Below are 23583 nucleotides of genomic sequence, written 5' to 3'. Positions count from 1 at the left end.
TCTTAAATAATTCATGTATCTACAGCAAAAAACCGCGCAGGGCGCGGTTTTCTTGGGAGTTAGTCTTTAAAACAAAAAAAGCCGCAACCTTGCGGCTCCTTTACGCTGTATGTTCTTGTACTCTGACAGGAGTTTCCTAAACAGCAAAAAACGGCATTTCTGCCGTTTGCGCTTCTCGAATGCCGCTCGTGCACCCGATCCGGACGCTATGTGTTGTTGAGAGCGGTCCGGTTATCTTTTTCTCGGCATCGGATGCAATGGCGCATGGCGCAGCATCGGATACGTGGCGAATAACGCGGCCAGACTCACCGCCCCGACGCATGAAGCGATCGCCATCGCACTCATCTTGAAATTCGACATCCAGTCGAACAAGGCGGAAATAGCGCCTCCATAATAAAGAAAGATGCCTGTGACCGTTACGATCATGAACATGATGACGCTGCGCATAAATCCTAGCCGATACACGATGGCATAGCCGAAAAAAGAAAGACCGAAGCATGCCATGCCCACCATCAGATCGATCCACAAATAGGCGAAGAAATGGTACTCTTCCAGAAACAACCTTGCGGCATGCAGAATGCCGACTTCTACCGAATTCCGTTGATAGATCGTGACTAGCGCGTATTGGCAGATGTTCAGACACAAGACGCTGAAAATAACGCCCCCTATGCCCACGCCGTAGTAAGCTTTAAGGAATTGCTCGCGCGTGCTTCCCATTCCGATCGATATCGGAAAAAGGGACTTGAATCCGAAGAGCCCGAAACCGATGAAAAAGAAGTATGCAGGCCCGGATATCGCAGCAAGCGTTTCCCGATTGAGGTCAAAGACCAAGCCGACGATGATCCATACGATCGTCAACGGAACGGTAATGAACAGCAGCATAAGTTTGGCAAAATACCAGTTCACATCTTCGTAGATCAATCGGAATACTGCGCTCCGTGCGTTCATATGTTTACCTCCGCATCTTCCGTTATATTCAGCAAATAATTTTGCAAGTCCGCTTTCTCAATGGAAAGTCCATAGGCTTGCGCTTGCTCTTTCCACTGCTTCGAATACGGGGCGTCGAGCATCACCCTGATTTTCGATCCCAACGCGCTTTGCTCCAGCACTTTATGACCGTCAATAACGCTTGTCACCGCGCTCCGTTCGCCAGCCAACCATATGCCATGCTCGCGGAACTCGTCGATCGGTTGATGATGCAGCAACTTGCCCTTGTGCATAACGATCAACGATTCGCAGAGCGTTTGGACCTCTTCAATATGATGCGTAGAAATCAGAATGAGACGAGGCGATTCCTCGTGGCTTTCCCTTAATGCCTCATACAGCTTTCTCCGCATCCCGGCATCCAGGCCGTTCGTCGGCTCGTCGAATATCGTTACGTCGGCGTGGCTAGATAACCCGATAATAAACTGAAGCGCAGACTTCATCCCTTTGGACAGTTTGGCTACTTTCTTCTTGCGGTCCAATCTGAAAGTTTCGACCAGGCGGTCTGCCGTAGCTTGATCCCAGTTGGCATTGAAATATAGACCGAAACGAAGGGCATCCTGCACCGTCCATATCGTGTTGAACGGATGATCCTCCTGCATGTAGCAAACATGCCGAACTGCCTCCGGGTTACCGTAAGGTGCCGAGCCCATAACTTGAACCGTTCCGCCGTGAGGCCGTTGATGACCGGCCAGCAGTCTCATCAGCGTTGTTTTGCCGGCCCCGTTGCGTCCCCACAGCCCCGCGATCAACGGCTCCTTCTCCTCGAACGATACTTTTTCGAGAACGGGAACGTTCTCGTATGAATACGCCACGTCGTTTACGTATATCATCATTACTCCTCCTCCAGAATCAACTGAACGACCGATTCCTTGCTTAATCCGATTCTCTTCGCTTCTTCCAACAAGGGAAGGACGAATTGTTCGCGATAGTGACGCTGACGTTCCTTCAACAATTGCAGCTTCGCTCCGCTCTTTACAAACATGCCTATTCCCCGCTGTTTATAAATTATCCCTGCATCCACCAAAGCCTGAAGACCCTTGCGTACTGTTGCCCGATTGATGTTATAGAAGCGCGACAATTCATTTTCGGAAGGAATTTGCTCCTCTTCGTTTAATTCACCCCCCACAATCTCGTCCATGATCATTTGGGCAATCTGTTGAAAGATTGGTTGGGATTCATCCAATGTCGGTTTCATCAAGGACCTCTTTTCTGTAAGAACGATTGCGATGTTGATCGGTTGGTTACTCGTGTATCCAACTATACATGAAGTTAAACTAATTGTCTATACGGCTTATGATACGGTTCACCCTAACGGGCTTAACGGCAAAAAAATAGCCTGCGATTAACGCAGACTAAAGGTCATAACAAGTTTTATAGCTATTCAATTGAAGCTTTCATTGCGTTGTACATTTTTTCTGCGTACTCGTCAACTTGATCTCGTGACATCCGCAATCGGTCTGCGGAAGTGCTGTATCCAATTTCCGTTTTGCCTTCTTCCAATCCTTTGAAAATACCGTCAGCGAAAGCATCTAGCGGTTCTATATGCGTACGCAGCCATGAGGCGCTTAAATCCGTATCTACTGCCGGCGGAGCTACTTCAATTACCTCTATGGATGTAGCTGAAAGCTGGTGCCTCAGGCTCATCGTAAAGGAATGAAGCGCCGCTTTTGTGGCCGAATAAATCGGAGTAACCGCAAGCGGAGTAAATGCCAGCCCGGACGTCACGTTAATCATCGCCGCTTCTCCTTTTTCAGCAAAGAATGGTGCGAACAACATGGAAAGATGGATAGGCGCTTCAAGATTAGCTGTAATTTCTTCACTGAAGCGGCTCCAATTGTATTTCGCATCTACTTTTAGCACATTGAAATGCTGTAGAATTCCAGCATTGTTGACTAACACATTTACTTCCGGATAATTCGCGATGACCCAATCAAATAATGCGATACGCTCGGATTCTATCGTCACATCGCATGTACGCGCAATGATGCCTGGAAATTGTTCTTTGGCTTTTTGAAGTACGTTTTCACGTCGCCCGCAAATCAATACTTGATTCCCCGCCTGTATAAAGCGTTCTGCAAAAGCCAACCCGATTCCAGAACCTCCACCAGTAATGAGGATTGTGTTGCCCGACATTTTCATAGTGTTTCCACCTTTCATTTAATTGGTTACCTTTAATTAGCTAGGCTAACTAATAGATCAAAAAAAATTATAAATCGATTTTTCTTAGCAAATTAAGCAAACAAACGGTCTCTTCATCTGTTAATTTGTTAGTGAGATTCGCGCAGGCCTGCCAATATTGGGGTAAAGCGAGTTCTAGAAGACGATAACCTTCTTCGGTTATGGTGACACGGACCATTCTCTGATCTTCAGGATGTATGGTTCTTGTAATCAAATGATGTTCTTCCAGCCAAATTAACTGCTTGGTTACAGATGCTCGTCGTATTCCTAACCGATCGGCAATTTCCGAAGGCTGTAAGGGCTGGTCTCTACTTGTAGTGAATAGCATAAAGAGTAAAGCGAATCTGCTTTCGGAAATATGGAATTCATTCAGCGCAGCATTTATAGCATCTAGAATATCGTCGGATATCTGTAACAGCACTTCTCCTAACTGCGCTCTTGTGCTAGGGGGAATGGCAATAGAATGTTTCTCCACAAAAAAAAGCTCCTTCAGCAATTAGTTTCCTGGGCTAATTAAAAGTATAGCGATGAAAAAAAGGAATGTCAACATTTTCCGATTGTACGTGATTTCTTAGTCGCAGCCCGGTAGACTGTCACCCATTTAATCGGCAAAAAAAGCCGCAACTATGCGACTTCTTTATGCTACATGTTCTTGTCGTTTTCTATCGCGCCAACATGTTTTTGATAATAGTTTTGACCCCCAACTCGATTCCGAGCGGTCCACCTGCTGCGATCGAGCTGTCTAACGCATACATCCGCTCATTCTTGACTGCGTTCAACGATTTCCATGCGGAGTTGCTTTCCAAATCTTTCAGATAGCCTTGCAGCTTTTTCGAAGACCCGCCAATATCCGCTACAAACATATAATCGGGGTTCATTGCTGCCAGCCCTTCCAGGGAAATCTGTTCCCCTTTGGTCGACATATTGACATATTGGCTTGGCGGCTGTAAAGCAAGACCGCTTTCCTTGTTGAAGACAAATTGTGTCGTAAAGCCCCAAAACAGCTTGTCTCCCAGCATTATGACGCCAAACGTCTTGTCACTGAACTTCTTCAACTGCTCTTTGGAATCCGTGATCAATGCTTCAATCCGTGTAATTTCTGTCTCAGCCTTTTGCTCTTTGCCGAAAATTTTTCCATATTCCCGCAGGGCTCCCTGCCAGTTGTTCTCATTGCTATCCACCGTAATGACCGGGGCGATTTTCTCCAGTTGGTCTCCATAGCTGCCGTACCGTGCCGAAACCATAATAATCAGGTCGGGTCCGACTTCCAGCAACTTTTCTAGATTGGGGTTTGTCATAGAACCGATATCCGTTATTCGGCTCGATTTGTAGGGGGCCAATGACTCCCATTCGTCCAAAATATTCAAATCTGTCGCTGCTGCAGGAGCTTCATCCAGCAAAAACATATGCTCGAAGTTACGGAAGAACAAGAGCGCTACTTTCTCCGGTTTTTTTTCAAGCACGATTTCACGACCAAGCGTATCTACATACGTTCTCGGCCATTGGCCTGCTTCTTTCTTGGTTTCTTCAGCTTTTTCAGGTGCTCCTGCCCCTGCTTGATTATTGCCAGGCTCCGGCGTTCCAGCGCATCCCGCTAAAATACCTGCCAAAAGTACAAACGATAAGACCAATCTTAGGACTGTTTTCATTCTGACTCCTCCTATGTAACGTAAGTTTTGCTTGACTAATCAAACTATGGTCAGTGTAGCAAAACGCATTTTAGATAGGAATGGGGCCATCCTGAATTCCATATGGATTATTCCTGAACCTCCCGCGAAATTCGGCCGGAGAGACACCCACCTGCTTTTTAAAAATACGGCTGAAGTACAATGCGTCTTCATAGCCCAAACTTTTCGCAATCTCGCCAATCGGTGCGTCATTCGCAAGCAAGCTCTCCTTCGCCCGATTCAGACGATAGGCCATCAAATACTTGCCCGGTCCCATTCCCGTATGCTTTTTGAAGACATAGAACAAACGGTTTTCATTGATGTCATTTTGTTCAGCCAAAGCACGTACGCTAAGGCCATCCATATAGTGCTCATGTATGTACTTCGATACTTGTTCAAATAGCGCTTGTTCTCCATCATTGCTTTGATTGCGGGCACAAACAAACAGTTCTTCCAGGACGCAGCGGAAGAGCGTCTCTGTCTGAAAGTTCGAGATTCCGCCCGGTTCTCTCGATGAGCGCCACAATAGCTCCAGCAATTCCGAGAGGCGCGGGCTTTGCCCCGTGTTCAGTTGAAAATGCATGTTGGACAAGCAAAAACCAGACGGTTCCGGTGCGCAGATCCGATATAAAACAAGTATATATTCCCATTTTGTATCGCCAAGAACACTTCGAATCAATGGCATTTGTGCCCCGCCGTGAACCACATTACCCGGAGTCAGCGTATACACTTTGCCGCTGAAATCAAAATCGGCCTTGCCTCTTAACGGGAAAATAAATCCCGGAAAGGGCTCCGTATAATCAGCACAGCTCATCCCCGGCTCCCGCACATAACGGCAGACTTGCTCTACCCGAAACGAGGTACGTGCAAAATGCTCTGCAAACTTGTTAATGTCCATACTCCCTTACCTCCTGCAATCAAGGCCATGGCTACAAGTGACTGCACGCTCCACTGCCGCGGCCAGCAGTCACATTTATACATAGGGGGTGAGCGCATTTCATCCTCCTAATTGAGACTGAGAATCATTCTTATTATAATAACACCTTCTATGCCCTAAAGTGAAGCTTTGTCCCAAACTATTCTTTATGCAAGCGATTGGATAAGAAGCACAGGTACATTGTGTTCTTCTGTCTTCATTTTTTAAGCAAAATAAAAAAAGCCGCAATTACGCGGCTTTTAAGTATCCTCTATGTTGACATTGCTACTAGCACGTCCATTATGCACTATCCAATCGCCTCCATTGGTATGTTAACGGAAGCCATCGCATTTTTCTTTTGCTCATCATTTACATGCGTATAGAGCGCGGTGGTTTCAATTGATGAATGTCCCATAAGCTCTTTCACGATTCGAATATCATGTCCTTTTTTTAGCATCATTGTCGCAAAAGAGTGTCGCAGCTTATGGCAGGATAAATTCATGTCCGTTACCTTTGGATTTTTCTCCTTAAAAGCTGCAAACATTTGGTTAGCGATCTTCTGGATCTGTCTGATCGAGAGTCGTCTTCCCTTTTGTGATACGAAAAAGGCGTCTTCTTTTTTGCTATAAGGAGCAAGCCGTTCCTCCAAGACTTTACTTAAATAGTCATTTAGCATATCGGGAAGCGGGATTTCATTCCACTTCCTTCCCTTACCGAACACTTCGATAGTTCCTTTTGCCATTTTGAAGTTTAAGAGGTTCAATCGGTGCACTTCACCTACTCGTAATCCGCAATAACCCATTAGCAGAAATATGGCTATATTTCGATTCCGATACCTTCCGGTAATATACTCCAGGCTTTGTACCAGCTCTTCTTCTTCGAGATATACGGGCTTCTTATTTTTCTCGGTCTTTGATTTTCTCACTTCTAACGCAGGATTCTTCGTTGCCAACTCGAAGTCGATCAAAGCGCTATAAAAGGATCTTATTGCTGAAAGTGACCGATTTCTTGTAGACTCACCGGCCGTTTTTTGCTTGGAAACAAGAAAGTTGATAACGCCTATCTTGCCCGCTTCTTCAATTGAACCTCCTTCTAAGGATTGAAGAAAGCTCAGTACTTCTCTGATATACTCTTTTTGCGTTGCTACGGTATATCCGGAATGTTTCATCCATAATGAAAATGCGCGGATCTGCTCCGCATATCTCTCTTTGATTTCATCGCTATACATCAAGGTGCGTTCTCCCTCCATCAACAAGTGCTCACCGGTACATCTGGATTGTTTCTAAATGTCAGACTGAAAAGAGCCCCTGTCCTTGGTCACAAATAAAAATAAAAATCGATTTAAAAGGAAAGTGCGCCAAATATGTATTTGGCGCACTTATTATAACACATCCTCACCTTAGTTGGGTCAACGCGAATACTAAAAAGGCGTTTCATCCGTTACCCGTTTTTGTAATCCATAATGCGGTGATACATCGTTTTATCCTTCAGTTTAAGGAAATGGGAACTTGCCGGATAAAGATTAGCTTCAATAATTCCGATACGTCCTTTCCGGTTTATTCCGACGTCCAATCCATATATACGGTGTCCCGGAAAAAATGCGCTTAATCTCTTCGCGGAACGGATGGAAACACGATCAATACGGGACTCTAACGCACTGGCGGACAGGTGCCGAACGGAAGATCGTTTAATGCCGGATTTAAAACGGTGCAATGTCCCCTTACTCCGTGTATGGTTGGAAACGATATAACCTTTACCTGCAACTTTGATAACCTTTCCTGTGACTACCCATTTAGATGAGTATATTCTCCTTTGAATGATAACTCTCATATCAAAAGGGCGTTTGTTGATAGTCGGGCGCGTAATTCTGCGTTGAACCATATAACTGGCGTGCCCGATTTTTCTTCTAATATAACGATACGTATTGGTTCTGCCCCGAATTATAATTTTTCTATTCTCGTAATGTACGGCGTACTTATGTCTTCCTTTCCAGGAGACTTGAATGACCCCCCGTCCGCGGCTCCCCCACACCGGCTTCACGATAACATGCCTGTACTTGGAGAGAAGTTTTGAAAAATTATACCGGTTCAGGAGCCTCGTTTTGAGTACATAACGCTTTAGAGATGCATGCCTTCTCAATATCAAATATTTGTACCACTTATTTCTAGTGGTCGATCCCATAGGACTCCACCTTTCTCATCCAGATTTTATGCTGCTGAGATAGCGTTCAAGCAATTCCAAAAATAATTCCATTTCCTTGTACGTTATATCGCCTATATTGGCAATCCGGAACGTATTTAGTTTCTCAAGTTTGCCGGGATAAATCATAATGCCTTTGCTGTAAAAATAATCATGCATAGATTGAAAGTCGTAGCCCGCACATTGAGGTTCGAGGATGGAAGTAAGAATTTTGGAATGATGCTCTTCGGGGACGATATAGGTTAGACCCAATCGGGCTAACCCATTAATCAAGGTTTTCCAGGATGTCGCGTACCTTTCGTACCTTTTATCCACTCCCTCCTGCTTTAATTCCTCAATCGCTTGTCTAAGCGCATATAAGGTTTGGACCGGAGGAGTAAACCGCATCTGCCCATGTTCCGCAAAATAGTTGTATTGAGCATACAAATTCAAATAATAGCTTCTTGGTTTCCGGCCTTTCAAATTCTCCAGTTTATTTTTTTCGGCTATCACGAACGATACCCCGGCCATTCCCTGTAAGTTTTTGTTGGAGCTTGCCGCCAGGTAGGCAATGTTCATTTCCTTCAATTGAATCGGAATGGCCGCAAATGAGCTCATGGCATCTACAATCATGTCGATTTGATGCCTTTTGCATAATGCTCCGATCTCCTTTATCGTGTTAAGCAGACCGGTTGTCGTCTCATGATGTACGACGGCCAGATGGGAGACGGTGCGTTTGGAGGATTGGATGTACCTTTCCAAATCAGCCAAATCAATAGCATCATCGGGAGGACTTTTGAATTCAACATAGTTCACTCCATAAACCTCTGCTATTTCGCACATCCGTTTTCCATAGGCTCCATTGTTGACAATGACCATCGTATCGTGATTCGGGACCGAACTGATGATGGATTCTACCGCTGCAGTACCCGATCCGCCAAACAATATGGTCGCATAATGATCCGGGTCTGCAACCAGCCGGGTAAGTTCCGTGGAAATATACGCCATAATTTGCCCAAACTCGGCTTCACGAGGACAAATATCCGGAACCACTTGTGCCCGTTTCACACTTTCTGTAGTCGTTGCCGGACCAGGGGTAAGCAAGATGTTTTTCTTGACGGAGGAATTCATGTACCGCCCACTTCCTTGTCCTTCAAAGGATCGTTATGAATAAAACGCTGCAGACGTTCTTTTACTTCGTGAGGCTTCATATGCGGGCGAGCAAGCTGGTCCTTGGAACTTTTGGATATTTTCAGGAGCACGAACGTAAGTCCTCTATTCACTTTCCATTCCTGCAAAAAAGCTTGCAGTTCCACGAGATTGTGAACGTGAACCGAGTTCGTATACCCGCTGGAAGCGGCAATATCTATAAAATTAACACCATGGGATACCGTACTTTGCCCGCCTGTTGATTCATGAGCGTTATTATCGAGCAGAATATGAACCATGTTGGCTGGTTGATAATACCCGTTGGTTGCCAGGCTCCCCATACGCATCAACAGAGATCCGTCTCCGTCAATGACGAAGATATCTTTGCTTGGTTGGCTCAAAGCCAACCCGAGTCCCAAGGAACCGATGCATCCCATAGAACCTACCATATACAGGTTGTTATCCGCATCTTCGATTTCATACAGTTCGCGTCCGGTTTTACCCGTTGTCGCGAGCTGAATGGTATTGCCGTCTTTCATGGAGTTAATCGCAGCTAATGCCTCATACCGCGTAGGCATTTGATGATCCGCATGAGCATGCTGACGGATCTGATTTAAATGAATGGAGCTTTGCTGATTTCGTAGTTGCACTTTGTCGAAAATGCCTTTCTTAACGACAAAAAAGAACGGGCGATTTCGGGCAATGTGCTCGTCAGCCTGAATCAGCTGCTTTTTTGCCTCCTCTAAATCTTTGGAGAGATACTGCCATTCCACCTCCATCAAATCCAGCATTTGCGTTGTAATCTGGCCCATTAATTCATGTTGAGGCTCATCAGGTATGCCCGGCTCTCCACGCAGGCTGACAAATCCGAGCAGCGGAATACGAAAAGGATAATTAAGGGAGGTCAATGGCGAAACAGCGTTGGTTAGTCCTGAATTTTGCATGAGGACTACTGACTTCTTCCCCCCTACATAAGCTCCCGATGCAATAGCGACCGCATCTCCTTCGTTAGCCGCTGCAACATAATCGCATTCGTTTATGGCATAATTGATCAAGTTTTTTAAAAAGGAACAAGGAACACCGCTGAAAAAGGTATATCCTAATTGTTTCAACTCTTCTCCCAACAATTTTGTGTCCATTATGCATGCTCACCCGAATCCGGTTCTGACGACGGGAGGTATTGCTGTTCCGCAGCTTCCAGCTCTTCGGTCCCTTGAAGTCTGAATACTTCTTCCAGGGTCGCGACGTCTTTTTCGACATGAACTAGGCTTTGATCTCGATAAATTCGGTCAGATAAGTGTTTCATTGCTTGAATGGATGCCCTCAAATTATGGTTTGCCCAGATCACAAGGCTAATCCCCATCTCCTGAAACCTCACGGTTGGGGTCGTATAGTATTTGGTAGGCACGATCACTACCGGCAATCTTCCGGCCCATTCCTTCATGAACGCTTCAATCTCTGCGACATCCGATCTTTTGCTGTGTATAAATACGGCATCCGCTCCTGCCTTCCGGTACGCCTCCGCCCGCTGCAGCGCCACTTTAAGCCCTTTCCCCGTAATAAATGCCTCTACTCTGGCCACCACCGTAAAATCCTCGTCCGTTTGGGTATCTTTCATCGCTTTAATTTTTCCGGAAAACTCTTCGATATCAGCCAAAGACTGCTCTTGACCGTTAATAAAAGAATTCGTTTTGGGGAACTGCTTATCTTCAATGCATACTCCCGCAATATGGCGCTGCTCCAGTTTTTTCACTAGCCGTCTTGCATTATTAAAGTTACCGTACCCCGTATCTCCGTCCAGCAAAATCGGGATGGAGGTAGCATCACTCATGAATTCCAAAACATCCAAAACTTGCGTCCAGGAGGCCTCATTGTTGTCCCTTACTCCCATCGCTGCAGAGATGGATAACCCGCTGGCCCAGATTCCTTTAAACCCCGCCTCCTCCACTATTTTGGCCGACAGACCATTATGGGCTTCCATAATAAACTCGGGTTTTTGTGAATGGATCAAGTCTCTAAGCTGCTTTGTTTTTTTCATTAAAATGCTCTCCTTCTCCCCTAGAGTAACGTGCATGGAACCTACTTTCGAATAAGGCGCTTGTTTCTTCTGATGGTGTTGATCATTGTACGATCGGAAAGTTGAGTAAATAACATATGTCCGGGACGTGAATTAGCCTCAATAATCCAAATACGGCCTTTTTTATCTATGGCAATGTCAACCCCCAATTCGCGAACATGATGCCATTTATTAATTGTTTTGGCTATGATGAGAGATAGTTTGGAAATTCTACGAAAATAAGCATTCGTTTTTGTACGGTTGTGCTTAAAAAGACTGTAAAGTGCCCGATTCAAAGATACTGCATGCCCTCCTTTAAGATAATTGGTCACATACTTACGAGGTGCCGCGACACGAGCGACCACGCCGGAAATAACCCATTTCCCCCTCGGCTTCTGTAAGTAAATCCGGATGTCAAAAATCGACCCGTGGTACTTGGCTAAGCGAAGTCCTTTCTGTACCAAATACTGATGTCCAGGAGTTCGGTATGACTTAATGGCTTTAAAGAGAAAACGCGATCGAACAACCTTCCGTCTTGAAGCACTACGAACCTCGTATCGTTTTTTCAATCTCTTGACCCGGATAATCCCGCTGCCGCCACTCCCGTGATTGGGTTTTATGAAGACCAATGAATAGGTTTTCAGCATTCGCTTGGTCCTCGATTTCGTAAACCAGCGGGTTTTAGGTAAATGCGGACGCAAAACGGGATGTTTCAACATGACTTTGTACTTTTTCATTTTTCCAACTGGCATTGGTCATCCCTCTTGTATTAATGTTTTGTAAAGCATGCTGTAAGCATATGCATCCGGATTTCCGCCTGCGTGGACCTCTGTCTTGGTATACTACCTGTTCACATTTTGCCAGTTGTCTGTTCATCTCCTTAGATTGTCTGCATGCAAAAAAGGCTCACTCCATCTTCAACAAGTGGAATAAGCCTTCTAAGTGAGGTCAAGTTTAGATAATCAAGTTTGTAAAGTACATACAAAAGCCCCATTCTATCGCCTTCATCGAACGATAATCAGACTTTGATTTTTTCTTATCACTGCAATAATGAGGAAGGTTAGGAAAGCGTGACCTGCCAATATCGCCATTAGGCATCGGTAAAACAAAAAAAGCCGCAACGACGCGACTTATTTGCGTTGTATGTTCTTGTTCTCCTACATATGCGTGTCTCTCCAGATTTATTGCCGACTTTCTTCATTTCGTTGGAATTAATGTACAACTTACGAGATTCAGTGTGTGCGGCATTGTCCCCTCCCCCTATTTCAGCCACTCCAGAAAGCAAAAAACCGCGTCCTTTCCAATATAGAAAGAACGCGGCTTCGCCGTACCCTATCACTCTACCTAATAGCTTACAAACTGTTTACCACCTGAAACTCGTACTTAGCTTAATGACCCGAGATTCCATCGTATGATGCCGCCAATTTCACCCGCGGTCGTCTTTACTGATCCGTGGAACGCCGAAAGACGTGTTGGACCGGCTTCTGCGGAACCAACAGGATATAGGCAATGTGATCAAGCCGTATTATGGAGAAGCGGCCAGCAATAAGCTGGCGGATCTTCTGAGAGAGCATATTCTGATCGCAGGGAAAATTGTAGCGGCGGCCAAAGCAGACAATCAGGCGGATGTGAAAAAGCTCGAGGCGGATTGGCATAGAAACGTCGACGATATCGCCAAATTTTTAAGCGCAGCGAATCCGAACTGGCCGTTTAAAACGCTGCAAGATATGCTGTATACGCATCTTCAGTTGATTACGGAAATCGTCCTGGCCTGTCTCAACGGAGATTGGAAAGCGGATATTGCAGCAACCGACAAAAACGAGATCCATATGATTCATTTAGCCGATATCTTGACAGAGGGCATTGTCAAACAGTTCCCTGGAAAGTTTTAAGCCAGCGCCATAGACCTTAACAATATAAGCTCCCTTTACGTAAAGAGCGCCGTTGATCCTCCAGGGTCTAACTGGATGGTCTGCTGACGCTCTTTTGACTTTACGAATTGCGCACTGTTTCAGGCTTCGCCCCTCATAAAGAAAGCGGATATGCTTCTTCAATTCAAGAGGGGTTTCTCTCATTCTGAAATAAAAAAATAATGCATCAAGACCATCAATGGTTCGACGCATTATTTTGATGAAACCGCGCGTTTGGGGCTCAAATTGCATTTCCCGGATAAATGAATTTATTCAGTGCGTTCTTCCTCTGGTAAAAAGCCAGCCGCCTGCCACAAAAACCAAACAAAGAATCAGGTTAAATCCGATACCCGCTAGCAGCGAGCCGTTGAATAACAAGGCTTTGAAAAAAGAGACGACATGAACGCGCAGCGAAGGAATCGCCGTTCCGACCGGGATCGCCGTAATGAGCAGTGCCCACAGCAGCCACCCGGCAGGGTGGTAATAACCGGAGATCAGCATGCTGAGCAGCGCCATCGCCATTAAATAAAAAGCGGTTTGGTAAAGAAAAGAACCCGCCAAGCCAAAATCATTCCAATGAAAAGCGCTAATAAGATTAACCGGGGTCGTGTAACTCCGGATCACATTCCATTCAATCACAACCCATAAAGAATTGATGAAAGCGATGGCTGCCGCGTAGACGGCAAAGACAAATAGAAGTCCCTTAAAATAGCGCTCTCTGCTTGCGCCCAGATGTACGATGCGTTTGTAATAAATGAGCGGCAGCACGATAGCGATAAGGGGCAGAATGAGAATCAGGATGTTGCCGCCCGAAAGTCCCCTGCTTTGGCTGCTGTCTATAAAGAGGCCAACAATGAATTCCGCCAATTTTCCGAGCAGGAGAAGAAGAATGACACCCCAGATGTAAACCCTCATTTGCAAATAGGTTGCCTTTAAATGAACGGCCAATGCCCCCAATTCAATGACCTCCTCTGATTAAATACGAGAAAAACGTTTGAAGCGTCAAATGTTCAATCGAAATATTCATCTCACGCGCCAGCTGCCTATCCCCATCATTCAACTTTTCGTAAATAGCGGCAAGTGTGCCGTGGCCATATGTCTCCTTATGTAAGACTCGCTTTCCTGCCGTAAAGGAAGCCACGGCTTCCGAATTGCCCCGGATCAGATGGGCTGCCATGCGTATCCGATCCATTTCATCATGAAGCAGGATCGAGCCGGCTTCCATAATATAAACTCTTTCTGCAACCGGAGCGATTTCGTCCATTAAATGGGTAGACAGCAGGACCGTGCGAGGGTGATTGGCGCAATCCTCCAAAAGCGCTTTGTAAAACTGTTCCCGCATCAAAACATCGAGTCCGAGCACCGGCTCGTCGAATAACGTCAGCGGCGCCCGGCTGGCCAGACCGATGATGTTGCTTACGAGCGATTCCGTGCCTCTTGAAAGCTGTCTGATTTTTTTGTCCGGATCAAGCCGAAACGTTTTGAGCAGCTCCAGTGCAAAGGGCCAGTCCCAATTGGGATAAAAATTAGCGGCGAATTTCAAAACTTCGATGATCCGCCCTCCTCCGAAGTGTTTGCTATTCTCGCGCACGAAACAGAAATCCTCCGGAAGTTCTCCCTTCCCAAGCTTCTTCCCTCTTACCTCGATTGAGCCGCAGTTCGGGGAAATGCCGCCGGCGATCGTGTTAAGCAGCGTCGTTTTGCCGGCGCCGTTACGCCCGAGCAAACCGTAAATAACGTTTTCCTCCAACTGCAGATCCAGATTGCACAATGCGTAAGTTTGACCGTATTTTTTGGTTAAATTGCCGCAGGTCAATGCTATGCTCACGATTCGCTATTCCTCTCTCAACTGTTTGATCATGTTCATAATGTCCTCGGTTGTCAGCCCGAGTTTGTCGGCTTCATTCACCAGATTGGATAACAGTTCCTTATAGAAACGGTCTCTTCGTTTAATCTGAATGTTCCGCTTCGCATCAGCCGCCACATACATGCCAAGCCCTCTTTTTTTATACAGAATACCTTCATTCACGAGCAAGCCGATTCCCTTCACTACGGTCGCCGGATTAATCTGGAACAGCTGGGAAAACTGGGCCACGGAAAGAATTTGCTCATCCACGCGGAAAGTGCCGTTCAGAATATCGTCCTCAATAATGTTGGCTACTTGGTGAAAAATCGGCTGCTTTTCGTCGAAAGTTACATTCATTCCCTCACCATTCAGCATATTAGTATGTTACCCATCCAGCACACTATAATTTATAGGCAAATAATTGTCAATAAAAGGCTTCAAGATAGCTTGCGTCCCAAATAGGAAAAGACATGGATGATTCGCACATCCAATCATCCGTGATTGACAATTATTCACAAGCGCATTATAGTATGCTACATTAGTAACATACTAATACGCATGCTGAAATAACTTATCACCAAAGAACTTACGAAGTTGGAGTTTTATTATTCCTGTACGAGGAGATGTCATAAGTGAAAAAGTTAATCGAATTCAAGAACGTATCGAAAGAATACAAAATAGGTGAAGTGCAGATCAGAGCGCTTGATGGCGTGAACTTTTCCATAGCGGAGGGGGAATTCGTCGTTATTTTGGGGGCAAGCGGTGCCGGTAAAAGTACGATTTTGAACATACTTGGCGGTATGGATACGGCTGCGTCAGGTCAAGTGTTTGTTGGGGATCAGGAAATCACTAGCCTTGGCGAAAAAAAGTTGACCGAATATCGCGGTGAGAAAGTGGGCTTTGTGTTCCAATTTTATAACTTAATTCCGAATTTAAACGCTTTGGAGAATGTGGAGTTCGCCACGGAAGTATGCAAAAACTATCTGGATGCGAAAGATATTTTATATAAAGTCGGACTGCAGGACCGGATCGGAAATTTCCCTTCCCAGCTCTCCGGAGGAGAACAGCAAAGAGTTGCCATAGCCAGAGCGGTTGCCAAAAACCCTTTACTTTTACTCTGTGATGAACCAACCGGAGCTTTGGATTATGGTACAGGCAAGTCCGTCTTGAAACTTCTACAAGATTTGAACAAGGAAACGAAAAAGTGCGTCGTTCTGGTCACCCATAATTCTGCCATTGCTCCGATGGCTGACAAAATTATTAAGGTTAAAAGCGGAATGATTGAAAGTGTAACGATTAACAAAGACAAACAAAGTGTTGAAGGGATCGAGTGGTGATCATGAAATTATTCTCTAAATTAATAAGGGATATCAGACAGTCTTTAGGACAATTTATAGCCCTGGTTTTGGTTGTTGCTGTGGGGGCTTTTTTCTACGGGGGTCTGGTCACCTATAGCGATACTCTCAGCTCTTATACGAAAGATTATTTTAAAAACCATAATTTAAGCGATCTAAACGTGTATTACAATCAAATATCCAAAGAAGAAGTGGCTGGTTTAAGCAAAATTGAAGGTATACATAAAATAGAAGGACGCTATACGTTGGATGCCAAGCAGGTCTTTGATAAGGATAAAGCTTCGTTAACCATTCATTCGATTCCCGTGAACAATGAAATCAATACGCTTACGATGATCGAGGGCAGTATCCCATCCAAAAAGGGAGAGATCGCATTAGATTCCCATTACGCAAAAGAACATCAGTTTCATACCGGTGATAACATTCGTATACATACGGATGGTAGAGATTTTACGTTTACCATTAGCGGCTTGTGTGAGAACGCGGAATATGCCAAGAAAAACCCGACACAAGACCACAAAGCTTACGGAATCGCATATATGGCCGAAGAGACAATACCTGAAATCCTGGATGGCGGCTTTACCTATAACGAAATCATGATTGATGCCGAAGAGGGTTATGACATGGACAAAATAGGTAAGTCCATTGAAGCGCAGTCCCGACAACTTGCCTATTTAAACCAAGTAAGTAAAGAGCGGACCTTCAACTATTCTCAAATCACTCAAACCATCTATAACAATACCATGATGAGTAAAGTTGTACCTTTGGTTCTCTTTTTGATTGAGGCGATTATCGTATTTCTGATTATGTCGAGGATGATAGATTCTCAAAGAAATCAAGTGGGTATAATGAAGGCTTTGGGCGTAAAAAACAGAAGCATCATGCTTCATTACATGGGATACCCTGTGCTGGTAAGCATCATAGGCTCCATCCTGGGCTGCGCCATTGCCGCTGCTGTATTTATTCCCTTAGTAAGAGCGTCAAACGCCAGGGCCTACTCCCTGCCTGATATTACATTCTCGCTTTCCTTATTGCCCCTTATTCCTCCCATCATTTTCTCCGGTGCTTTTGGGAGTTTATCCTGTTATGTAAGCGGAAGAGCCGTATTAAAAGAGCGTGCGGCTCAGGCCATGCGCCCTAAACCCCCTAAGAAGATGAACAAGCTGATCATCGAAAGAATTCCGGGGATCTGGAGCCGTATTCCCTACAGCTATAAACTCATTTTCCGAAATATAGGGTTACATAAACAAAAAGCTTTGGCGAGTTCAACCGGCGTTGTTGTAAGCACGGTTTTATTAATCACAGCTTTTGGCACTCAGACCGCCTTGCAAAAAGTTGTTAACCAAATTGAAGATGTGTATACCTATGATTTAAGAGTAGATTATACGGTGGGACCCACTCCCGATCCGTCAGAACTGCCCTCCGGCATTAAAAACAGGTACAGGCTAGCCACCCTCCCCGTTGAATTCATCAAAGGCGATGAGCATGAGAATGCCACTCTGGTAGTTACTGAAAAAGATAACCGTCTGCTTCATTTCTTTGACGATAAGGAGAACAGGATTTCATTGGAAGAAGGCGGTGTGTTGGTACCCAAATCTTACGCCGACAACTATCAAATTGCAGAAGGAGATAGGATTGAAATAAAGTTCGCAGCCCCTGAACTGAAAAATAAGTCTGTCGCTATGAAGGTTTTACAAATATCCACCCAGTATTCCAATCCATCGTTTTATATCACACCGGCATATCTAGAGAGCTTTGGCATTGATTACAACCCGGCCTCGCTTTTAATTGAAGCCGCCGGCTCTGCAGATCTTGCAAGCGTTCGTCACTTCTTTGAACAAGATCCTCATGTGGATACCCTTACAGATAAGAGTGATCTGAAGAAATCAGCTCAATATATTTTGAAACAAAACAGCTTTGTATTTATCATGTTTATCATTTGTGCGGTCCTGCTTTCTTTTGGCGCCATCTATACGATAACGTCCATAAACATTTACGAAAGAAACCGAGAGCTTGCAACGCTTAAGGTATTAGGCTACCAAAAAAATAAAATAAACCGGCTGATCTTTTTTGAAAACATCATACTCACCACCTTTGCGGTCCTCGCAGCGCTGCCGATCAGCGGCTATGTGTATTCACTTGTTGTCAAGGCATTATCAAGTACCCATCAGCAAATCCCGGATCAATTAAATCCGTTCGTCATTTCGGTTGCGGTTGCTGCCGCATTCTTACTCACCGTTCTTTCTAACTTACTGCTTCGGCGGAAAGTATCCCAAATTAATATGATTGAATCTTTGAAAAGCATAGAATAGTTGGGGTCGCCTAAGTCCAGATAACGGCTTGACATAATCAGCAAATAGCCTTGGCCATTAGTCGGCCAAGGCTATTTGTATACGCGCGAATCGCGGCTGATTCGCGCGCTTCACCATAATCCGGACTGGCGATTGGTGATCGGCAACCATTACAATATTTCAATGTACCCTTCTGTTCCGTTCACGCGAATTCGTTGCCCGTCTTTGATCAGTCCGGTGGCATTTTCCACCCCGACAACTGCCGGCAAGCCATATTCACGCGCGATAACGGCTCCATGGGTCATCAGTCCGCCAACTTCGGTGACTAGACCTTTTATGGATACAAATAATGGTGTCCAGCCAGGGTCAGTAAAGGAGGTGACTAATATATCTCCATCTTCCAGATCGGCATTTTCCATGTTTAAGATGACCCGTGCTCGTCCCTCTATCACTCCGGAAGAAACAGGCAGACCTGCAATCGCATCAGCCGGCAAATTTTCTCGTTCATACTCACCTGCAATGATTTCACCATCAGACGTGATGACACGTGGCGGAGTTAGTTTTTCATAGAATTTGTACTCGTCTTTTCGTTTGCCGATGATCGGGTAATCCAGTTGATTTGTGCGTACGACTTCGTGAAGTTCTTCGAAAGTGAGATAGTAGATATCTTCTTTATCCTGGATAACGCCAGCTTGAACGAGTCGTTCGGCTTCTTTCAGTAAAGCCTGCCTATAAACGAAGTAGCGGCTAATATAACCGTATTTGGGATACTCTCTATACCCGATGAAATTCCGGATCAAGTCGATCATTCGTTTGGTTTCTTTGGCTTTTTGTTCACCGTCCGGTAATTGCTTCAATCGATCGATTAACTCTTGTTCTTTTTCTAAAGCTTCCCGGCGCCCTTGCTCAAATTTTCGCTTGCCGGCATTGGGCTCAAAGTTCTTGATGTTACCAAGAATCAGGGGAACAAGTGTAAGTGGTTTTTCACTCCAACGAGTTCTCGTAATATCGATTTCTCCGGTACATCGCATTCCGTATTTGCTGAGATAATCATAGATAGCGTCTTGGGTTTCCTTTCCTCCATCAAACTTAACCAGTTCATCCAGAAAGTTATCTTCTTTTGCATGCTGCAAATAATCAATCACTTCCGGGTAAGGACGAATCACATCCGCGACATGGAGCAGCGCCAGACCCATTTCCGAAGTAATATTGCCCGGTACAGATTGAGAAAGAGTATCTGCTGCGTTTTTTTCGCCTAACCACTCGTTCATGTTTTCATTGATCCATGATGTAGCATTTATAGCAGCCATAAACACAGCCGAACTTTGCGGATCAAATAAGATCTTTTTTAATTGCTGGATATCTTCCAGAATAAAATCAAATAAATCCGATCTTGACTTCGTTTGGATGTTTTGTTTTAACTCTTCTATCGATGTTTGACTACGCTTAATCAAATCAGAAACGATTGTCGGATCGTTCTCGAATTGTGCCGGCCTATCTGTATTACTTCTGCCCGGAATCGGTGCTGTTTGATCATTTGGTAACAATTTTATAAAATCTCGCTCTATTATGGTCATGAGTGCGCCTTTTATGAGCGGATCGGATCCCAGGGCATTTAATAAAGTTTCCCGGCCGACAGGTGTAGCCAGCCTAGGTGCAACATCAACAAACAACCTCCCGCCGGCTTTACGCATAGGTGCAGGAGTAATTAACAGGTAAAAAGACAATCCCAATGGTTTTATGGGATCTGTCATCATTTGTTGATGACCGACAGATACATAGACGTGATTTTCTTGATCATTCGCTTCAGGGATCGGGTATAAAGTCGTGATCGGCCGACTCTGGACAACATAAAATGTATCATGGGCTAAACACCATTCGATATCTTGCGGCTGGCCGAAATAAGCTTCGATCTGTCTTCCGATGCGTGCCAGTTCTAAAATTTGTTGTTCGGTAAGTGTTTGAGTCTTTTGCTGATTGGGATCGATCTGCCGGGTCTCTGTTCCGCCTTCTTTCCGTCCATAGATAGCCAATTTTTTGGTTGCTATCCTTTTATCGACGATTTCCTCTTCCTGTACTTTATAAACATCGGCAGATACCAAGCCAGAGACCAATGCTTCTCCAAGTCCAAAACCCGCATCGATGGATAGCAGCTTTCGGTTAGAAGTAATCGGATCGGCGGTAAATAAAATCCCTGAAGCCTGCGGGAAAACCATCCTTTGAACGACAACGGATAAATAAACTTGACTGTGGTCAAATCCGTTTTGCATACGGTAGATGACCGCGCGATCCGTAAACAGGGAAGCCCAGCATTTGCTGATATGCCGCAAGATGGCATCGACGCCGATGATATTTAAATAAGTATCTTGTTGACCGGCAAAAGAAGCATGCGGTAAATCTTCGGCAGTCGCACTAGAACGCACGGCATAAGGATGTTCATCACCAAACCGGGAGAGATAGTGAGTAACTGCTTTCACAACATCGGAAGGAATTTCGACTTCCATAATGATTTGTCGAATCTTCTTGCTGATTTCACCAATTTGAATTCGATCTTCTACTTTTAGCCCGGTTAGTCGATTGAGCAATGCATGATAGGTTTCGTTTGGTTCGATGGCTTTTTGATATCCCGCTGTTGTGACACAAAATCCTTCCGGTACTTGTATTCCTTCCATTTTTGATAATTTCCCTAAATTTAACCCTTTTCCGCCAACAAGCATAAGCTGAGTTTGTTCCATTTCCTGAAAACCGAGAACCAAAGAACTCATTCGATATCTCCCCTAACCATTAAATTGAGAAAAACATTTGACAAGAGTTCACCGGCACGGTATACTTAAAGTATAGGATTCACTTACTATGTTCGAATTAAAAAAAGAGTCGTGAACCGATTATATCATCGTGTTTGTTTATATGCAATATTAAAGAACCTGGGTAGCTACCCAGGTTCTTTTTTGATTTTCCGCTATCGTTAGTCACAATAAAAGCGGGTGTCCACCTATGATGTTGTCGCTTATCATTTCAGGCCGATTAAATCGTTATCTGCTGCGCTCCTGTACATGTAGTAACACTAGGCATTGATGCCGATTTATGCTTTTAGACGCATGATATCTTGCCTAGGCGGAAAGCCAAACATTCGGGAATACTCACGACTGAATTGCGAAGGACTTTCATAGCCTACTCGAAATGCCACCTCAGTGGCATCGGCTGATTCGGTTAATAATAGGCGGCGGGCTTCCTGAAGCCTCAATTCTTTTTGGAACTGAATAGGGCTCATAGCGGTTACCTCTTTAAAGTGCCTATGTAGCGACGAGACACTCATATTCACTTTTTCCGCAAGCTCTTCAATCCGAAATGACTTATCGTAATTATTCGTGATATGTTCGATAACATCTTTTATTTGGCGGGCAGAGCTGCCCTCTATTGCAACTTGTTCGAGCCTGGCCCCATGCTGACCTTGCAGAACCCTATACAGAATTTCCTTCGTAAACAGCGGCGCAAGTATGGGGATATCCTTCGGGTTGTCCAGCAAACGAGCCAACCTGATGACCGCATCCACCAGAGGCAGCTCCAACCGGCTAACAAACATACCTCGTTTTGCATTTTCTTTCGGTCCTACTCTCATTTCAGAATCTCGTAAAACCTCCAGAATTTGATTCGCCGTAAATTCAAGTTTAAAACCCAAATACGGAACGTCGGGAGAAGCTTCGGTGACTTGAGCCGTAACCGGCAAGTTAACGGACGCAATAAGATAATCTGCAGGATTGTACTTAAAGCGTTCCTGTCCCAGCCAGACCTCCTTCGCCCCTTGAACCACAAGGCAAAAGGAAGGCTTGTAAACTCCATGGCGCGGCACAGATGCGTTCGAGTCACGAATGAAAAATAAGGACGGAATGGCAGTAGCGTGAACACCATCGTTTTCTGCGTAACGTTTAATCATTTCGGCAAGTTCATTTTGCTGCTTAGGGATGATTTCAGACATTTGATCCTCCGCTTTCCATCATTCGTAATAACTCGATTATAATCCTTATTGATCTGTTAAAGAAGTGGTAGTGAGAGGATTAGGCAAACATTTGACACGAATGAGATAACGGTCGCTTTGTCATCCGGTGCATAATAACGATGTGAAAAGGGGATCTGTTATGGATAAGAATGAGTTAATTTTCCCATAATACTTAGAATTACTGGAGGGTTTTGTATGCAAAAAGTAACCTTGAACAATGGTATTGAGATGCCTATACTCGGTTTTGGTGTTTTTCAGATTCCAGATGCAAATGAATGTGAACAAAGCGTTTATGACGCTATTATGGCAGGCTACCGGCTCATTGATACCGCAGCCTCTTATTTAAATGAAGAAGCAGTTGGCAGAGCGATCAAACGTAGTGGAGTGGCGAGAGAGGAATTATTTATCACTACGAAACTTTGGGTACAGGATACGGGTTATGAACGCACAAAAAAAGCATTTGAAAAATCACTGGAAAGATTGCAACTCGATTATTTGGACTTGTATTTAATTCATCAGCCATATGGAGACGTGTTTGGTTCTTGGCGCGCCATGGAGGAATTGTATCGTGAAGGAAAGATCCGTGCAATCGGCGTAAGTAACTTCCATGAGGATCGCCTGATCGATTTAATCATTCATAATGAAGTAGTTCCTGCCGTAAACCAGGTTGAAACCCACCCATTCAATCAACAAATCGAACATGCAAAATTCATGAAAGAGAATAAGGTTCAGATCGAATCCTGGGCGCCTTTTGCTGAAGGGAAAAATAACTTGTTCCAGAATGAAGTACTGGTATCCATAGCTGAAAAATATAATAAATCCGTTGCTCAGTTGGTTTTACGCTGGTTGACGCAAAGAGATGTTGTTGTAATTCCAAAGTCTGTTCGTAAAGAGAGAATTATCGAAAACTTCAATATCTTTGACTTCGAGTTAAGCGAAGAGGATATGGAGTCGATTGCTTCGTTAGATACGAAACAGAGCTTGTTCTTTTCACATCGCGACCCTGACATCGTGAAATGGATCGGTACCCGTAAACTCGATATCTAACCATCC

Annotated in this window: 21 protein-coding genes and 1 pseudogene; 4 read left to right on the top strand and 18 right to left on the bottom strand. The window is 44.7% G+C overall.

The genetic code is table 11. From position 1 onward, the window contains the following. Positions 1 to 231: 231 nt before the first annotated feature. From ABH899_RS17680 to ABH899_RS17620, 13 genes are all read right to left on the bottom strand, one after another. The gene (locus tag ABH899_RS17680; protein ID WP_369998811.1) at positions 232 to 948 is read right to left on the bottom strand and encodes a hypothetical protein; all 717 of its coding nucleotides are present in this window, start codon (positions 946 to 948) and stop codon (positions 232 to 234) included. After that, positions 945 to 1820 (bottom strand): ABC transporter ATP-binding protein, encoded by an 876-nt coding sequence (locus tag ABH899_RS17675; protein WP_369998808.1) that lies wholly within the window; start codon positions 1818 to 1820, stop codon positions 945 to 947. The genes ABH899_RS17680 and ABH899_RS17675 overlap by 4 nt, the downstream gene beginning before the upstream one ends. Then, positions 1820 to 2182 (bottom strand): GntR family transcriptional regulator, encoded by a 363-nt coding sequence (locus ABH899_RS17670; RefSeq protein WP_009674166.1) that lies wholly within the window; start codon positions 2180 to 2182, stop codon positions 1820 to 1822. Before ABH899_RS17670 ends, ABH899_RS17675 begins: the two co-directional genes overlap by 1 nt. Positions 2183 to 2364: 182 nt before the next feature. Continuing rightward, entirely contained in the window at positions 2365 to 3126 is a 762-nt protein-coding gene (locus ABH899_RS17665) for an SDR family oxidoreductase (protein WP_369998804.1), read from the bottom strand. A gap of 67 nt (positions 3127 to 3193) precedes the next feature. After that, on the bottom strand, positions 3194 to 3640 hold the full coding sequence (locus ABH899_RS17660; protein ID WP_369998801.1) for a MarR family winged helix-turn-helix transcriptional regulator: 447 nt from the start codon (positions 3638 to 3640) through the stop codon (positions 3194 to 3196). Positions 3641 to 3827: 187 nt separating this feature from the next. Next, positions 3828 to 4814: an ABC transporter substrate-binding protein gene (locus ABH899_RS17655; RefSeq protein ID WP_369998798.1), complete on the bottom strand. Its 987-nt coding sequence runs from the start codon at positions 4812 to 4814 to the stop codon at positions 3828 to 3830. Positions 4815 to 4884: 70 nt separating this feature from the next. After that, entirely contained in the window at positions 4885 to 5730 is an 846-nt protein-coding gene (locus ABH899_RS17650; protein ID WP_369998795.1) for a helix-turn-helix domain-containing protein, read from the bottom strand. A 325-nt stretch (positions 5731 to 6055) separates the two neighbouring features. Further along, a complete protein-coding gene (locus ABH899_RS17645) occupies positions 6056 to 6976 on the bottom strand; it encodes a tyrosine-type recombinase/integrase (protein WP_369999056.1) in 921 nt (306 codons plus the stop codon). Between the two features lie 212 nt (positions 6977 to 7188). Continuing rightward, complete coding sequence (locus ABH899_RS17640; RefSeq protein ID WP_369998793.1) at positions 7189 to 7929, bottom strand: YheC/YheD family protein; 741 nt, start codon at positions 7927 to 7929, stop codon at positions 7189 to 7191. 15 nt (positions 7930 to 7944) lie between these two features. Next, positions 7945 to 9057 (bottom strand): 2-aminoethylphosphonate aminotransferase, encoded by a 1113-nt coding sequence (locus ABH899_RS17635; RefSeq protein ID WP_369998790.1) that lies wholly within the window; start codon positions 9055 to 9057, stop codon positions 7945 to 7947. Continuing rightward, entirely contained in the window at positions 9054 to 10214 is a 1161-nt protein-coding gene (gene aepY / locus ABH899_RS17630; RefSeq protein ID WP_369998788.1) for a phosphonopyruvate decarboxylase, read from the bottom strand. The genes ABH899_RS17635 and aepY overlap by 4 nt, the downstream gene beginning before the upstream one ends. Then, positions 10214 to 11113 carry a phosphoenolpyruvate mutase gene (gene aepX / locus ABH899_RS17625; RefSeq protein WP_369998785.1) on the bottom strand — a complete coding sequence of 300 codons (900 nt, stop codon included), beginning with the start codon at positions 11111 to 11113 and terminating at the stop codon, positions 10214 to 10216. The genes aepY and aepX overlap by 1 nt, the downstream gene beginning before the upstream one ends. 41 nt (positions 11114 to 11154) lie before the next feature. Next, positions 11155 to 11883 carry a YheC/YheD family protein gene (locus ABH899_RS17620; RefSeq protein WP_369998782.1) on the bottom strand — a complete coding sequence of 243 codons (729 nt, stop codon included), beginning with the start codon at positions 11881 to 11883 and terminating at the stop codon, positions 11155 to 11157. Between the two features lie 705 nt (positions 11884 to 12588). Here ABH899_RS17620 and ABH899_RS17615 point away from each other — a divergent pair. Further along, positions 12589 to 13023, top strand: a pseudogene (locus ABH899_RS17615) (glycosyltransferase); the annotation flags it as partial. A 291-nt stretch (positions 13024 to 13314) separates the two neighbouring features. Here ABH899_RS17615 and ABH899_RS17610 read toward each other — a convergent pair. From ABH899_RS17610 to ABH899_RS17600, 3 genes are read right to left on the bottom strand one after another with little or no spacing between them, the layout of a single operon-like run. Beyond that, on the bottom strand, positions 13315 to 13998 hold the full coding sequence (locus ABH899_RS17610) for a hypothetical protein (RefSeq protein ID WP_369998779.1): 684 nt from the start codon (positions 13996 to 13998) through the stop codon (positions 13315 to 13317). Between the two features lies 1 nt (position 13999). Beyond that, positions 14000 to 14869 (bottom strand): ATP-binding cassette domain-containing protein, encoded by an 870-nt coding sequence (locus tag ABH899_RS17605; RefSeq protein ID WP_369998776.1) that lies wholly within the window; start codon positions 14867 to 14869, stop codon positions 14000 to 14002. A gap of 6 nt (positions 14870 to 14875) precedes the next feature. After that, complete coding sequence (locus tag ABH899_RS17600; RefSeq protein WP_009674311.1) at positions 14876 to 15262, bottom strand: GntR family transcriptional regulator; 387 nt, start codon at positions 15260 to 15262, stop codon at positions 14876 to 14878. A gap of 257 nt (positions 15263 to 15519) precedes the next feature. On the opposite strand from ABH899_RS17600, the gene ABH899_RS17595 reads away from it, so the two are divergent. Both ABH899_RS17595 and ABH899_RS17590 read left to right on the top strand, forming a co-directional pair. Beyond that, positions 15520 to 16224, top strand: coding sequence for an ABC transporter ATP-binding protein (locus tag ABH899_RS17595; RefSeq protein WP_369998772.1), 705 nt, complete (start codon positions 15520 to 15522; stop codon positions 16222 to 16224). A gap of 2 nt (positions 16225 to 16226) precedes the next feature. After that, positions 16227 to 18554, top strand: a complete 2328-nt coding sequence (locus ABH899_RS17590) for an ABC transporter permease (RefSeq protein ID WP_369999054.1) — start codon at positions 16227 to 16229, stop codon at positions 18552 to 18554. 149 nt (positions 18555 to 18703) lie between these two features. Here the strand turns inward: ABH899_RS17590 and ppsA are convergent, their stop codons facing one another. Further along, positions 18704 to 21298: a phosphoenolpyruvate synthase gene (gene ppsA / locus ABH899_RS17585; RefSeq protein ID WP_369998770.1), complete on the bottom strand. Its 2595-nt coding sequence runs from the start codon at positions 21296 to 21298 to the stop codon at positions 18704 to 18706. Positions 21299 to 21615: 317 nt separating this feature from the next. Next, positions 21616 to 22509: an AraC family transcriptional regulator gene (locus ABH899_RS17580; protein WP_369998767.1), complete on the bottom strand. Its 894-nt coding sequence runs from the start codon at positions 22507 to 22509 to the stop codon at positions 21616 to 21618. A gap of 216 nt (positions 22510 to 22725) precedes the next feature. Here ABH899_RS17580 and ABH899_RS17575 point away from each other — a divergent pair, with 216 nt between their 5' ends. Beyond that, a complete protein-coding gene (locus tag ABH899_RS17575) occupies positions 22726 to 23577 on the top strand; it encodes an aldo/keto reductase (protein WP_369998764.1) in 852 nt (283 codons plus the stop codon). Positions 23578 to 23583 lie beyond the last annotated feature (6 nt).

This window comes from Paenibacillus sp. RC84 (genome assembly GCF_041260495.1).
Classification (GTDB): domain Bacteria; phylum Bacillota; class Bacilli; order Paenibacillales; family NBRC-103111; genus Paenibacillus_F.
This window is presented reverse-complemented; position numbering and strand designations above follow the sequence as displayed.

Coding starts and splice junctions, on each gene's coding strand:
- ABH899_RS17680 (WP_369998811.1), bottom strand. CDS start 948: ATGAACGCACGGAGCGCAGTATTCCGATTGATCTACGAAGATGTGAAC.
- ABH899_RS17675 (WP_369998808.1), bottom strand. CDS start 1,820: ATGATGATATACGTAAACGACGTGGCGTATTCATACGAGAACGTTCCC.
- ABH899_RS17670 (WP_009674166.1), bottom strand. CDS start 2,182: ATGAAACCGACATTGGATGAATCCCAACCAATCTTTCAACAGATTGCC.
- ABH899_RS17665 (WP_369998804.1), bottom strand. CDS start 3,126: ATGAAAATGTCGGGCAACACAATCCTCATTACTGGTGGAGGTTCTGGA.
- ABH899_RS17655 (WP_369998798.1), bottom strand. CDS start 4,814: ATGAAAACAGTCCTAAGATTGGTCTTATCGTTTGTACTTTTGGCAGGT.
- ABH899_RS17650 (WP_369998795.1), bottom strand. CDS start 5,730: ATGGACATTAACAAGTTTGCAGAGCATTTTGCACGTACCTCGTTTCGG.
- ABH899_RS17645 (WP_369999056.1), bottom strand. CDS start 6,976: ATGTATAGCGATGAAATCAAAGAGAGATATGCGGAGCAGATCCGCGCA.
- ABH899_RS17640 (WP_369998793.1), bottom strand. CDS start 7,929: ATGGGATCGACCACTAGAAATAAGTGGTACAAATATTTGATATTGAGA.
- ABH899_RS17635 (WP_369998790.1), bottom strand. CDS start 9,057: ATGAATTCCTCCGTCAAGAAAAACATCTTGCTTACCCCTGGTCCGGCA.
- aepY (WP_369998788.1), bottom strand. CDS start 10,214: ATGGACACAAAATTGTTGGGAGAAGAGTTGAAACAATTAGGATATACC.
- aepX (WP_369998785.1), bottom strand. CDS start 11,113: ATGAAAAAAACAAAGCAGCTTAGAGACTTGATCCATTCACAAAAACCC.
- ABH899_RS17620 (WP_369998782.1), bottom strand. CDS start 11,883: ATGCCAGTTGGAAAAATGAAAAAGTACAAAGTCATGTTGAAACATCCC.
- ABH899_RS17600 (WP_009674311.1), bottom strand. CDS start 15,262: ATGCTGAATGGTGAGGGAATGAATGTAACTTTCGACGAAAAGCAGCCG.
- ABH899_RS17590 (WP_369999054.1), top strand. CDS start 16,227: ATGAAATTATTCTCTAAATTAATAAGGGATATCAGACAGTCTTTAGGA.
- ppsA (WP_369998770.1), bottom strand. CDS start 21,298: ATGAGTTCTTTGGTTCTCGGTTTTCAGGAAATGGAACAAACTCAGCTT.
- ABH899_RS17580 (WP_369998767.1), bottom strand. CDS start 22,509: ATGTCTGAAATCATCCCTAAGCAGCAAAATGAACTTGCCGAAATGATT.
- ABH899_RS17575 (WP_369998764.1), top strand. CDS start 22,726: ATGCAAAAAGTAACCTTGAACAATGGTATTGAGATGCCTATACTCGGT.